General features: G+C 41.6%; 11 protein-coding genes and 1 pseudogene. 8 read left to right on the top strand and 4 right to left on the bottom strand.

The genetic code is table 11. The features are described 5' to 3' along the window. Window positions 1–145: 145 nt before the first annotated feature. The 3 genes from GNF10_RS06470 (at window position 146) to ilvD (ending at window position 8,387) form a co-directional block, all read left to right on the top strand. Entirely contained in the window at window positions 146–3,247 is a 3,102-nt protein-coding gene (locus tag GNF10_RS06470; RefSeq protein WP_185583750.1) for an MFS transporter, read from the top strand. A 434-nt stretch (window positions 3,248–3,681) separates the two neighbouring features. After that, entirely contained in the window at window positions 3,682–6,318 is a 2,637-nt protein-coding gene (locus GNF10_RS06465; protein ID WP_185583752.1) for a GAF domain-containing protein, read from the top strand. Between the two features lie 383 nt (window positions 6,319–6,701). Beyond that, window positions 6,702–8,387: a dihydroxy-acid dehydratase gene (gene ilvD / locus GNF10_RS06460; protein WP_185583754.1), complete on the top strand. Its 1,686-nt coding sequence runs from the start codon at window positions 6,702–6,704 to the stop codon at window positions 8,385–8,387. Window positions 8,388–8,447: 60 nt separating this feature from the next. On the opposite strand, the gene GNF10_RS38390 is transcribed toward ilvD, so the two are convergent. Further along, window positions 8,448–8,579: a hypothetical protein gene (locus tag GNF10_RS38390; protein ID WP_260445821.1), complete on the bottom strand. Its 132-nt coding sequence runs from the start codon at window positions 8,577–8,579 to the stop codon at window positions 8,448–8,450. Window positions 8,580–8,802: 223 nt separating this feature from the next. On the opposite strand from GNF10_RS38390, the gene GNF10_RS06455 reads away from it, so the two are divergent. The 4 genes from GNF10_RS06455 (at window position 8,803) to GNF10_RS06445 (ending at window position 11,202) form a co-directional block, all read left to right on the top strand. Beyond that, window positions 8,803–9,183 (top strand): hypothetical protein, encoded by a 381-nt coding sequence (locus GNF10_RS06455; RefSeq protein ID WP_185583756.1) that lies wholly within the window; start codon window positions 8,803–8,805, stop codon window positions 9,181–9,183. Between the two features lie 27 nt (window positions 9,184–9,210). Further along, window positions 9,211–9,567, top strand: a complete 357-nt coding sequence (locus GNF10_RS38385) for a caspase family protein (protein ID WP_260445822.1) — start codon at window positions 9,211–9,213, stop codon at window positions 9,565–9,567. Window positions 9,568–9,635: 68 nt separating this feature from the next. Continuing rightward, complete coding sequence (locus GNF10_RS06450; RefSeq protein ID WP_260445823.1) at window positions 9,636–10,529, top strand: hypothetical protein; 894 nt, start codon at window positions 9,636–9,638, stop codon at window positions 10,527–10,529. Window positions 10,530–10,548: 19 nt separating this feature from the next. Continuing rightward, on the top strand, window positions 10,549–11,202 hold the full coding sequence (locus GNF10_RS06445) for a PstS family phosphate ABC transporter substrate-binding protein (protein WP_185583758.1): 654 nt from the start codon (window positions 10,549–10,551) through the stop codon (window positions 11,200–11,202). Window positions 11,203–11,508: 306 nt separating this feature from the next. Here GNF10_RS06445 and GNF10_RS39255 read toward each other — a convergent pair. Continuing rightward, window positions 11,509–11,652, bottom strand: a pseudogene (locus GNF10_RS39255) (Uma2 family endonuclease); the annotation flags it as partial. Window positions 11,653–11,683: 31 nt separating this feature from the next. Between GNF10_RS39255 and GNF10_RS39470 the strand changes: the two are divergent. Beyond that, the gene (locus GNF10_RS39470; protein WP_311775409.1) at window positions 11,684–11,920 is read left to right on the top strand and encodes a hypothetical protein; all 237 of its coding nucleotides are present in this window, start codon (window positions 11,684–11,686) and stop codon (window positions 11,918–11,920) included. 176 nt (window positions 11,921–12,096) lie between these two features. Here the strand turns inward: GNF10_RS39470 and GNF10_RS06435 are convergent, their stop codons facing one another. Together GNF10_RS06435 and def are read right to left on the bottom strand one after the other, a co-directional pair. Next, complete coding sequence (locus GNF10_RS06435; protein WP_094330501.1) at window positions 12,097–12,300, bottom strand: hypothetical protein; 204 nt, start codon at window positions 12,298–12,300, stop codon at window positions 12,097–12,099. A 10-nt stretch (window positions 12,301–12,310) separates the two neighbouring features. Further along, window positions 12,311–12,874 carry a peptide deformylase gene (gene def / locus GNF10_RS06430; RefSeq protein ID WP_114081866.1) on the bottom strand — a complete coding sequence of 188 codons (564 nt, stop codon included), beginning with the start codon at window positions 12,872–12,874 and terminating at the stop codon, window positions 12,311–12,313. Between the last annotated feature and the right edge of the window lie 20 nt (window positions 12,875–12,894).

Genomic DNA, 12,894 nt, shown 5'->3' with positions numbered 1-12,894 from the left:
ACTAAAAACAATAAATTTCAAAATACGACTTTTGGTAAATAAAACTATTACCTAAGAAAGTGTCAGCTTATTTAATTGATAATTAAACTTATAAATAAGCCATTTTGTAAATGGGTATTTAATTGAGTGCAAGTGAGAAAATATTATGTTTCAAAATGTTGCAACTATTTTAGGATTAGCCCCAATAACTTTAGCTCAGGAAGTACTAACTCCAGAAGAAGCATCAGTGCTTTTTTCTGGGCCTAAATTTTTGGTGGCATTGCTGGCTGGGGTTTCGATGGCATTTGCTTTTCAATTGTTATTCACAAACTTTTCAGTTGCTGTCGGAATTTCATCTTGGGAAATTGATTCAGATTCCGATGATGAATCAGAAAGTTTAGGTAAGACAATTCGTAAGGTTCAAAGCAAAGTTGGTGCTTGGGTGTTAATAACTGCGAGCATTGCATTATTTATTGCTTGCTTTCTAGCTGTAAAACTTAGCTTAATCGAAAGCGCATTCTTAGGATCAATTATTGGTGTAGTCATCTGGTCTACCTATTTTTCACTAGTAATTTGGTTGGGTTCATCAGCTGTAGGTTCTTTAATTGGTTCTATCTCTAATACTGTTACTTCTGGTTTTCAAGCTCTGATGGGTACAGCAACTGCTGGTATCGGTGCTAATACTGCAAAAAAACAGTTAGTTTCGACTGCCGAAGAGATTACAGCCGCAGTTCGGCGGGAATTAACTTCAGGTTTTGATTCTGAAGGGATTAAAAATACTCTCCAAAGTTCTTTAAGTTCTCTGCAATTGCCAAAGCTGGATGTTAAAGAAATTCGCAACCAATTTGACCAGCTTCTTAAAGATACAGATTTGCAATCTGTTGCTAATAGCGATTTATTGCAAAATATTAACCGTCAAACATTTGTTGATTTAATCAGCACTCGCACAGATTTATCTAAAGAAGATATCAATGGCATTGCTGACCAGTTTCAAGGTGCTTGGCAACAAGCTTTGAATCGTAAAAATCCCACGGAACAAGTAATTAATTTACTTAAGTCTGCTACTCCTGAAGAACTCAATTCTGAGCAATTGGGTGAACGGCTTCAGCAACTGGTTACAGTTGGAGGTGGTAATGGTAATGGTGTAATTAAACAAGCTATTCGATATGGTTTGACTGCTGCCGCACCAGCAGTTCTCGGTCGGGTCAACCTTTCTAATATCGATGTGAACAAAATTACAACTCAGTTGCAAAAGCTGAAAGAAAAAGTTCAAGATGTCGATGTCGAGCAAATAACTGAACAATTTCAAAAGTTTAGAGAGCAAGCCACTGAGCAAGTATCTGCAAGACTAGCAATATCAGTTGAAAACACGATTAAAGCAGATGTCGAAGATTACATATTGAATTCATTTCCCTGGCATTTTAACCGAATTACGCTATTAGATGAATTTAAAGAAATCATCTATGACGTAAACGCAGATCCGACAACTGTGAGACGGGAATTAGAAGAAATCAATCAAGAATATTTCACCAACTTGCTGAACCAGCGAGGCGATCTCAGTGAACCCAGGGTGAAAGAAATTTCTGAACAAATGGAAAGCGCTCGCTCGGAAGTTTTAGAGACTGTAAAACAGGCCGAAGCGCGGGAAAAAGGACAAAATTTCCGCACACGCATCGAAGATTATCTCCGTTCTACTGGGAAAGAAGAACTCAACCCTGAAGGTATTGAACGGGACTTTGCCAATTTAATAGAAGATCCAGAAGCTGGGTTTGAAGATTTAAGTAGCCGCTTCGGACAATTTGACCGCGATACTTTTGTACAATTGCTGCAACAGCGTCAAGATGTCAGCGAAGAGGAAGCTAATAATATTGTTGGTCAACTCGAACGCAACCGCGATAATATCTTGAATCGTGCTAGAGAATTGCAAGAACAAACAAAAGCGAAAGCCGATGAACTGCGTCAAAGAGTTGAAAATTATCTGCACAATACTAACAAAGATGAACTCAATCCTGAAGCTATCAAACGTGAGTTGAGAATTTTACTAGACGATCCGCAAGCCGGAATTAGCCTATTACGATCGCGCTTATCGCAATTTGACCGCGACACATTGGTACAATTGCTTAGTCAGCGTCAAGATTTGAGCGAAGAACAGGTAAACCAAATTCTCGATCAGATTGAAGCTGTCCGAGATAGTATTTTGCAAGTACCGCAGCAAGCAAAAGAACAGTACGAAAAAACTACAAAAGCCATCGCTGAATATCTCCGCAATACCAACTTGGAAGAACTCGATCCAGAAGGTATTAGAAGCGATTTGGAAAAATTACTCGACGATCCCAAAGCTGGAGCCTTAGCACTGCGCGATCGCTTATCTCATGTAGATCGAGAAACCTTGGTGCAACTCGTGAGTCAGCGCGGAGACTTGAGCCAAGAGCAAGTTAATCAGATCATCGATCGCGTACAAGATGCCATTGGTGACATTGTAAGAGCGCCACGACGTTTAGCCAAGCGTACTGCTCAACAAGCTTTAGATTTTGAAGCCAATCTTGAAGAATATCTGCGTAATACCAACAAAGACGAACTCAACCCTGAAGGAATCAAACGCGATTTACAATTGCTGTTGTCTTCTCCCCGCGCTGGAATTGGAAGTTTGAGCGATCGCGCCTCAAAATTTGACCGTTCCACAATCGTGGCGCTGTTATCCCAACGTGAGGATATCTCAGAAGAAGAAGCTAACCGAATTGTGGATCAAATTGATTCTGTCCGCAGTTCCATTGTCGAACAATTTCAGCAGATTCAGCAGCAGGTGCAATCATTGCTGGATGGAGTTTTTGCCAAAGTTCGCAACTATCTTAATTCCCTGGATCGTTCTGAACTCAACTATGAAGGCATTAAGCAAGACTTTGCCAAAGTATTCGACGATCCGCAAGCTGGATTTGAAGCATTGCGCGATCGCCTCAGTGAATTTGATCGTGACACCTTAGTTGCTGTGATCAGTTCTCGTGAGGATATCTCTGAGGCAGATGCTAACCGGATTATCGACCAAATAGAAGCAGCGCGAGATGGCGTATTGCAACGAGCCGAACGCATCCAGAAAGAAACCCAAAAACGTTTGAAAGCCATCCAACACCAAGCTAAAAAGCAAGCTGAAGAAAGCAAAAAAACCGTTGCAAATGCAGCATGGTGGATATTTGGGACAGCGATCACTTCCCTTGCAGCCAGTGCGATCGCAGGTGCGATCGCTGTGACTGGGCTAACTCTTCCTGGGTAAAATATCTCTGTCATCGATAATTTTAAGAAATAGAGAGTGGGATTCAGTTTATACAAATGAATGCCACTTTTTTTATAAGAATTTATCAGTAAGGATTAATTTAATTCCTAATGGTCAAAACAGAGTAAATAACTGTGTTCAAGCCAGATTGATCCCCTTATTTCATTCAATAGCTGAACATACATACAGTTATTGTAAGTTGTTACAAATGATAATTTATGGTGCAATAAAGAAAACATATATTGAATCGGCACACCTCTTAAGGAAGAGCTATAGAAATAATAACTGCCGTAAGATTAATATCCTTGCATTATCAGATAATTTTAACTATATCTATTTCTACAAAGTATGGGCTACAGGCAATAGCACAGAGGCGTAACCAGCAGTCACTACAGATATTGACAACCTAATGGATTAAACCAGGCATATTACAGATGAACAATGATGAATTTAATTCAACGTGCCACCTCACAGAATGTCAGCAGGCAGAGGAGGCACTACAACAGCAAATTCAATGGCAGCGATTGGTGATGGCAATTGCCCAGCGCATCCGCCAGAGTTTGAATTTGGACAAGGTTCTCAATACCACCGTTACTGAAGTCCGTCAATTCCTACAAGTAGATCGAGTGTTCATGTATCAGTTTGAACCAGACTACAGAGGGGTAGTGGTGGTAGAGTCTGTTGATGATCGTTGGATTGCTATCCTGAATACCCAAGTTCAAGACACTTATTTCATGGAAACTCGCGGCGAGGAATACAGACATGGGCGCATCCAAGCTATTGCAGATATTTATACAGCAGGTCTGACTGAATGCCACCGCGATTTACTTACTCAGTTTCAAGTCAGGGCAAACTTGGCAGTCCCAATTTTGCAAGGAAAAAAATTGTGGGGATTATTAGTTGCTAACCAATGTGCAGCACCCCGCCAGTGGCAGACGTGGGAAATCGATTTTCTCAAACAATTGGCAGTACAGGTGGGTATTGCCATCCAGCAATCTCAACTTTATGAGCAGGTACATACTGAACTCGCTGAACGCAAGCGGGTGGAAGCTGGTTTAAGAGCGCGTGTACGCCAGCAGGCAGCTGTGGCTAAGTTGGGTCAGTTAGCTCTAGCTAATATCGACCTTTACAAATTAATGGACGAAGCTGCTGTCCTGGTTACTCAAAGCCTTGAGGTGGAATACAGTAAAGTTTTAGAACTGCTTCCAGATCAGAACAGCTTATTGTTGCGATCGGGAGTCGGTTGGCAACCAGGGCTAGTGGGAAATTTTAAATTAGAATTAGGTGTAGGGAATCAGACTCAGGCTTCCTATACACTACTTTCTGATGAGCCAGTCATTGTTTGCGACCTTGCCAAAGAAACACGGTTTCAAGGGCCACCTTTATTGATTAACCACTCGGTAATTAGTGGCATTAGCGTCATCATTCAAGGTCAAAAACAACCTCTTGGTGTCTTAGGCGCACATACAACTAGACATCGGGAGTTTACCCAAAATGATATTCACTTTTTGCAAGCGATCGCTAATGTGTTAGCTACGACCATTGAGCGCAAATGGGCAGAACAAAAAATCCGCGAACAAGCAGCTTTATTAGATATCGCTTCTGATGCGATTATCGTGCGAAATTTCCAAAACCAAATTTTATTCTGGAATCAAGGTGCAGAACGTCTATATGGTTGGGAAACTCATGAGGCTTTGGGAAAAAACCTGGAGGAGTTGCTGTGCAAAGAAAGCTCACAGCAGTTACAAGTGGCTTTAACAAATGTTACTAACTCTGGCTTATGGCAAGGTGAGTTACATAAAGTGACAAAGGGCGGCAAAGAAATTATCGTGGAAAGCCGATGGACACTGATGCGTGATGAAGCAGAGCAACCCAAATCCATCCTTTCTGTTGATACCGACATCACAGAAAAAAAACAACTCCTGGCCCAATTTCTCCGTGCCCAGCGCCTAGAGAGTCTTGGTACGTTGGCAAGTGGCATTGCCCACGACCTCAACAATATTCTGACACCCATTCTGTCCTCAGTGGAAATGTTAGCGCTCAAACTTCCCAATCTAGATGCACGCAATCAACAACTGCTGAAGCTTCTTGAACATAACTCTAAACGGGCGGCGGATTTGGTCAAGCAAATTATGACTTTTTCTCGTCGATCTGAAGGCAACGGCATTTCTTTACAAATAGAACACCTACTGTTAGAAATTGAGCAAATTGTCCAAAGTACATTTCCAAAATCGATCACAATTATCAATAATCTACCTAGACATAAACTCTGGACTATCTTGGCAGATCCGACTCAAATTCATCAGGTGTTAATGAATTTGTGCGTCAACGCTCGTGATGCAATGCCCAAAGGCGGTACATTATCTATCTCTGCGGAAAATTTATTCGTTGATGAAAATTTTGCCAAGATGAATCTAAATGCTCAGGTGGGCCCTTATATAGTCATAACTATTTCAGATACAGGATTTGGGATTTCTCCAGTAATTTTGGAGCGAATTTTTGAACCATTTTTCACAACAAAAGAACCAGGCAAAGGCACTGGCTTAGGTTTGTCAACTGTGATTGGGATTGTCAAAAACCACAATGGTTTTGTGAAAGTCTCTAGTGAGGTAAGCAAAGGTTCCCAATTCCAAGTATATCTACCAGCTTTGAACAAAAGTACAAAGCAACAAGCAGAGAACTTGGAATTGCCCAATGGCAACGGAGAATTAATTCTAGTTGTAGATGATGAAGCCGCTATCCTGGAGATTAGCAAAACTTTGTTAGAAGACCACAATTACAAAACCCTGACAGCTATTAATGGCATCGAGGCAATCTCATTATATGCCCAGCATCAAAATCAAATCAGTATGGTGTTGATGGATATGATGATGCCGTCAATGGATGGGTTAACTGCAATTGGCATAATGCAACAAATGAATCCACAAGTCAAGATTATGGGCATCAGCGGCATGGTGACAGACAGCCAAATAGTCGAGGCTGCTAACGCTGGTATCAATATATTTTTGAAGAAGCCTTACACTTTCCGTCAATTATTACACGCTATTAACGACTTCTTGAGCGAGCCATAGTCTTAAAAATGGGGGTTAGCTTGGGTTAAAGGTAAAAACTAAAACTGGCGTAGTAGTCTGTCCCATTAATTTTGCTAGGTTTGTAGTAATTGAATGTTTGAGGACTAAAGTCCTCACTACAAGCGTATTTACCCCTCAAATTTAATGAGACAGACCAGTAGTGTTCTGTCCCATTAGTTCTGATAGGTGAATAACTTTTAAATTTCTCTTCTTTACCTCTTCTACTTTGCGCTCTTTGCGCCCTTTGCGGTTCGTTCTTTTATCCCTCAGAATTAATGAGACAGACCAGTAGTGGTTACTCATGTTCGATCGCGCCGCGTATACATGAGAAAATCAGGTAATACAATCGCAATACAAGCGATCATGCCAGGGAAGGAAAAAAGATGTCGGAGAATTTGAGAAGCCAAGTTGTCACGCAAGGGGTACAGCGATCGCCAAATCGAGCCATGCTGCGTGCAGTTGGTTTTAAAGATGAAGATTTCAACAAAGCCATTGTCGGTATAGCCAACGGTTACAGCACCATCACTCCCTGCAATATGGGGATAAATCAACTGGCACAAAGGGCAGAAGTTGGGATTAAAACTGCCGGGGCGATGCCGCAAGTGTTCGGTACGATTACCATCAGCGACGGGATTTCAATGGGAACTGAAGGGATGAAATATTCCCTAGTGTCGCGGGAAGTCATCGCCGATTCCATTGAAACCGCCTGTACTGGGCAAAGTATGGATGGTGTGCTAGCTATTGGCGGTTGTGATAAGAATATGCCAGGGGCAATGCTAGCGATCGCTCGGATGAATATCCCTGCAATATTCGTTTACGGTGGCACAATAAAACCCGGTCACTACAACGGACGCGATTTAACCGTAGTCAGTTCTTTTGAAGCAGTTGGTCAATACAGTGCTGGAAAAATTGACGAAAAGGAATTATTAGAAGTTGAAAGTCGCGCTTGTCCGGGTGCCGGTTCCTGCGGGGGAATGTTCACAGCTAACACCATGTCTTCAGCATTTGAAGCGATGGGAATGAGTTTGCCCTATTCTTCCACAATGGCAGCCGAAGATCCCGAAAAAGCCGATAGCACGGAAAAATCAGCTTATGTATTAGTCGAAGCCATTCGTCAACAAATCTTACCCAGTCAAATTATCACCCGCAAATCTATAGAGAATGCTATCTCTGTGATTATGGCGGTGGGTGGTTCGACCAATGCAGTATTGCATTTTTTAGCGATCGCTCGCGCTGCTAATGTAGAGTTAACCCTGGATGACTTTGAAACAATCCGCGCCCGTGTTCCTGTTTTGTGTGATTTAAAACCAAGTGGTAAATATGTAGCTACAGATTTGCACAAAGCTGGTGGCATTCCCCAAGTAATGAAGATGTTACTCGTACATGACTTATTGCATGGTGATAGCCTCACAATCAGCGGTCAAACCATTGCAGAGATATTAGCAGACATCCCCGAAGAACCATCCGCCAATCAAGATGTGATTCGTCCCTGGAATAACCCAATGTATGCTCAAGGACACTTAGCCATCCTCAGAGGTAATTTGGCAACGCAAGGGGCTGTTGCTAAAATTACCGGGGTGAAAAAACCAGTAATTACCGGCCCTGCACGGGTGTTTGAGTCGGAAGAAGCCTCTTTAGATGCAATTTTGGCGGGTAAAATTCAAGCTGGTGATATTTTGGTAATCCGCTACGAAGGGCCCAAGGGTGGCCCTGGAATGCGCGAAATGTTGGCTCCCACTTCGGCAATTATCGGGGCTGGTTTGGGTGATGCGGTGGGATTAATTACCGACGGACGCTTTTCTGGCGGCACTTACGGGATGGTAGTTGGTCATGTTGCTCCAGAAGCAGCTGTTGGTGGTGCGATCGCGCTTGTCGAAGAAGGCGATAGTATTACGATTGATGCACCTGCTCGTTCATTGCAGTTGAATATCTCCGAAGAAGAATTAGCCCGTCGTCGTGCTAACTGGCAACCTCCCGCCCCACGTTACACTAAAGGCGTGTTGGCGAAATATGCCAAACTGGTATCTTCTAGCAGTCTTGGGGCTGTTACCGATTTGGATTTGTTTTGATTAATCTGACAACCGTGGCGCAAGTTTGCCTTTAACAAGGGGATTTTGCCCCTTTTCTGGTTAATTGAGAGCGTTGCTGCATTTACGCCGTCCTGTAATAGTTTGATCTAGCGATCGCCAGGAAGTTGCAAAGATAAACTCAGTAGCTTCCTTTGCGATCGCAAGCGTTGGTAAAAAAAACTGCTGTATCAAAACAACTTGTCAGATGAAATGGTATTAATTGCCTCTAAGTTTTGAAGCTATTGAAGAGAGATGTTCTGTGTTTATACCAGATTTTTACCTAAATTTTATGAGTTTTTGTAAAAATTTTGAAGAAGTTTCAGGAAATTTACATAGAAGATTCGATGTCAATCGATATACTACAGAAATACAATTGACCATCAGCTAGCTGCTGAAAAACCTAAAAGGGCACAAAATGAGTTTTGAATCTAACATCAAACTGACGCTCGCTCTTTCTAATCCGGACTTAGATGCAGAGGAACAAGAACAGGAAACACGGAATCTACTGCGAGAAATCAAAGAATTAGATGTAGAAAGTGCTGAACTTGTAGCAGTTACAGAAATACCTCAAGGAGCTAAGTCTGTTGGCGGCTTTTTGGTAAGAGTGTTGCAGGCCGAGGTAAGCCTAGCCAATTTTAAGAAATTGTTGGGATTTTTGGGCGATCGCTTGGGCAACAAAACTATTGAATTGGAAGTCGAGGCTAATGGCAAAAAATTGAAGGTGAAAGCTAGCAGTCAGGAAGAGTTAAACGCCGTCATAGAACAAGCTCAAAAGTTTATCGCGAGCAACTCATAAATTCCATTAGCAAGGAAGAATAACGAGATGGCAAAAGTAGCGCTGCTAATCGGAGTCAGTGAGTATGAACCTGGTCTTACTCCATTGCCAGCAGCGACAAAAGATGTCGAGGCAATACAGCGAGTTTTAGAGAACCCAGAGATTGGCGGTTTTAATGATGTCAAAGTGCTGCTGAACCCTCAACGGCATGAGATGGAGGAAGCGATCGAGAGGCTATTTAGCGATCGTCAAAGAGATGACCTCGTGCTGCTATTTTTCTCTGGACATGGAATTAAAGATGAGAAGGGCAACCTTTACTTTGCTGCTTGCAATACTAAAAAAAGTGACAAAGGAGAGCTAGTTAAGGCGACAACAGTATCAGCTGACTCTGTAATAGGGTTATGAGCAATAGCCGTTGCAAACGCGAAGTAGTAATTCTCGATTGTTGCTTTAGTGGCGCATTTGCTGAGGGAATGTCAGCGAAAAATGATGGTTTTGTTGATATCAGAAACCAATTGGGTGGAGAAGGGCGTGCTGTTCTGACATCTAGTACCTCAACCCAATTTTCTTTTGTACAGCTAGGAGCAGATACCTCAACTTACACCACCTACATAGTTGAGGGGTTGAAGACTGGTGCAGCAGATAAGAATGAAGATGGTTGGATTTCGGTTGATGAATTACATGAATATGCTACTAAGGCAGTACAAGAAGCTACTCCGGCAATGAAACCGGAGATATATGCTATCAAAGAAGGCTATAAAATAAACCTTGCTAAAGCACCTATTGATGATCCCAAGCTCATATATCGTCGAGAAGTCGATTATTGGGTAAGAGACGGTGAGATTTCTGATATTGGTCATACTGCTTTAACTAAGCTACAAAAAAAGTTAGGACTTACACCTGATGAAGCCACCGCTAAAGAGACTGAGGTTTTAAAACCTTATCAAGACTACAAAGAAAATTTACAGGAATATCAAAAGGTATTCTTCCAAGTAACTAAAGGTAAATTTCCTGTTAATGAAAATACTCGTGCCGATTTGAAACGTCTTCAGCAAAATTTAGGACTTAGGGATGAAGATACAGCCCTAATTGAAGCTTCTCAAAAAAGAAGGTTAAATGTAACTCCTAAATCTTTAGTAGTGTTGACTATGGGAGTTATTGTTGGCGCTGGAATAGTAAAATTTATTATACCGGATATAAAATCTGAAGATCGAGCTATCCCACCTACGCCAATAGAAGTTACCAATCAGTTTGCAGAAGTTCGTAATGTACCTGAAGGAACATTTAAATACGGCGGTAGTACTTCTTGGGCTTTTATCCATCCAAAGCTGGAATCAGAAATTAAAAATACTTATCCTAAAATTTGACATAAAAATAAGAAAGGACTTGGTACAAGGTTCTGGAATAGGTATTGAGAAGTTAATAGATGGTGGACAAGATGGACTGGATTTTGCTCTATCATCTCGTGATGTTTCCTCTGAAGAGGGATACAAAGCTAAAAGAAAGCAGTTTACTCTTAAAGCAATTCCAGTTCTTAAAAGTGGTTTAGCAGTAGCCGTTAACCCCGAATTAGCGATCAATGCTTTGACCAAAGAACAATTAAGTAAAATCTACAGTGGTAAGATTGACAACTGGAGACAGGCTGGCACTCTCGCCGATATCCCAATTAAGTTTTATACACGTAGTGGTAATTTACAAAGCACTGACGAGTTTAGAACAAGTTTAGAAATTATAAATTTTGGTAAAAATATTAACTATGTTAATACGACTAGTGAAGGACTCCAAAAAATCATGAGAGAACCTGGGGGAATCTTTGTAGGCCCAATCTCAGATGTAGTACCACAGTGTAGAGTTAAGACTTTACCTATTATTAACACGGAGGGTAAAACTTTCTATCCATACCAAAGACAAAACTTCGTGTCACCTGCTCAATGTGGTGCTGGTAAGCGTAACCGAGTTAATATCGAAGCAATTTACAGTAGTGAATATCCATTACCTGCTATTTTCTACGTAGTAGTTAAGCAAAATGGTCAAAGATAACAGCAAGCTGGTCAAGCCTATGCCAATCTACTTTTAACGAAACAAGGGCAAGAGATGATAAAAAGTCTTCAACAAACTGAGAGTCTTGACGAAAATAATTAGGCGCTGATGCTTCTCTTTGCTGAATTTTTGCACAAAAGCTCTATTGTACAGTTACAATTTTCGAGTTAGTCGTTAAACAGTAAAAATTCACTTTTTATCTGGCTATTGCACAAATCATGATATCAAATTAGTTAAAATTAAACAAAATAACTTTGTGCCGATTCAACCTGAATTTGGCAACTTTACCTAATAGCGATTGCATTCTTATAAATTATTCTTTACCCAATCTCGAAAATTACGCATAGCTTGACTTCTGCCAATTGTTAAACACTGCTGAACATATTCATTGACTAATTTAACAATTGGGATATTAGTAAAATTAGGACTAAATTCAGATTTTACAGGTTTATCACAAAATTACTACTGGGGATATTAGGCTATTTGTGAGCCATTTACTTGTACTGTATATAACGGTTCGGCAAAATCAGTTGCCTTCAGCCCCGATGGTCAAACCCTAATTTGTGGTAGCCAAGATGAGACAATTAAAGTTTGGGATGTATTGACAGGTGAGTGCCTAAAAACACTGCGTAGGCGTAACCCCTCTCTACGAAAGACTGCGCCTAAGCGTACCTATGCCACAGGCTTTACGGTTGCGCTCAGGAACCACCCGTCGTAGACATCGCCAAAATTCTACAAAGGAATGAATGTCACCAGCGTGACAGGTTTAACCGCAGCGTAGTTAGTAACGCTGAAAGCTTTAGGGGCAGTGGAAGATCCAGAGTAAAAATAAAAGGTAAAAGAATGAATTTTGCCTTTTCCTTCATCCTTTTACCTTTTTTATGTACCTGATGCTTATTTCATGTTAGCCCTTGCATCCTTCACTGCGGCAAAGAAAAATAATCCGGTGAGTGGAATGCTCAATGCGAGGATAATCGCCGTGACTTGGAAACCCAAATCTGGTTGTCCGTAACTGAGTTCAAAAATCGAACCAACAGCTGCGATCGCACTTACACAAGAACCACCCAGAAATAAACCGCTTTTTGGAGTTAAATACACTACTAGCCCCCTATGCTATTGGTTTCACCGCTTGATACGAGAAGCCATTCTTAGATAGCTCCTGGGCTAAAGTCAAGGAGTTTTCTACACGGTCTACAAATACCACACCGTTGAGGTGATCCATCTCGTGCTGGATGCAGCGTCCTAAAAGGGCATTAGCCTTTAATGTCCGAGGACGACCATATTCGTCTTTATAGGCTATCTCCACGACTTCAGGACGCTTTACGTCTAGATATACGTTAGGAATGCTTAAGCATCCTTCTTCGGCAACAGAGATGTCGCGGCTGACTTGTTTAATGGTGGGGTTAATCAAGACCAAAGGCGGATTAGCTGCGTTCTCAGGTTCCAGGTCGATGACGATTAGTTGTTTGTGAATTCCCACTTGAGGGGCAGCCAAACCAATGCCATCTTTGCTGTACATAGTTTGCAGCATTTCCCGCACCATCCGGCGAAGTTCGTCATCGACTTTAGAAACCCGCTTTGCAGCTTGACGCAGCACGCGATCGCCTAAATAATGAAGCTCCAAAGGTGGATTTTTTAACTTTTTTTTCTCTACAGCAATTTCAGAAGGCATGAGTCTCAATGGCTAGTGGT

It is taken from the genome of Nostoc sp. UCD121, assembly GCF_014222285.1.
Lineage (GTDB): Bacteria > Cyanobacteriota > Cyanobacteriia > Cyanobacteriales > Nostocaceae > Nostoc.
This window is presented reverse-complemented; position numbering and strand designations above follow the sequence as displayed.

Bases quoted from the DNA above. Each gene is read 5' to 3' on its own strand.
- ilvD (WP_185583754.1), top strand. From the start codon at position 6,702: ATGTCGGAGAATTTGAGAAGCCAAGTTGTCACGCAAGGGGTACAGCGA.
- GNF10_RS38385 (WP_260445822.1), top strand. From the start codon at position 9,211: ATGGCAAAAGTAGCGCTGCTAATCGGAGTCAGTGAGTATGAACCTGGT.
- GNF10_RS06455 (WP_185583756.1), top strand. From the start codon at position 8,803: ATGAGTTTTGAATCTAACATCAAACTGACGCTCGCTCTTTCTAATCCG.
- GNF10_RS06450 (WP_260445823.1), top strand. From the start codon at position 9,636: ATGTCAGCGAAAAATGATGGTTTTGTTGATATCAGAAACCAATTGGGT.
- GNF10_RS06465 (WP_185583752.1), top strand. From the start codon at position 3,682: ATGAACAATGATGAATTTAATTCAACGTGCCACCTCACAGAATGTCAG.
- GNF10_RS06470 (WP_185583750.1), top strand. From the start codon at position 146: ATGTTTCAAAATGTTGCAACTATTTTAGGATTAGCCCCAATAACTTTA.
- def (WP_114081866.1), bottom strand. From the start codon at position 12,874: ATGCCTTCTGAAATTGCTGTAGAGAAAAAAAAGTTAAAAAATCCACCT.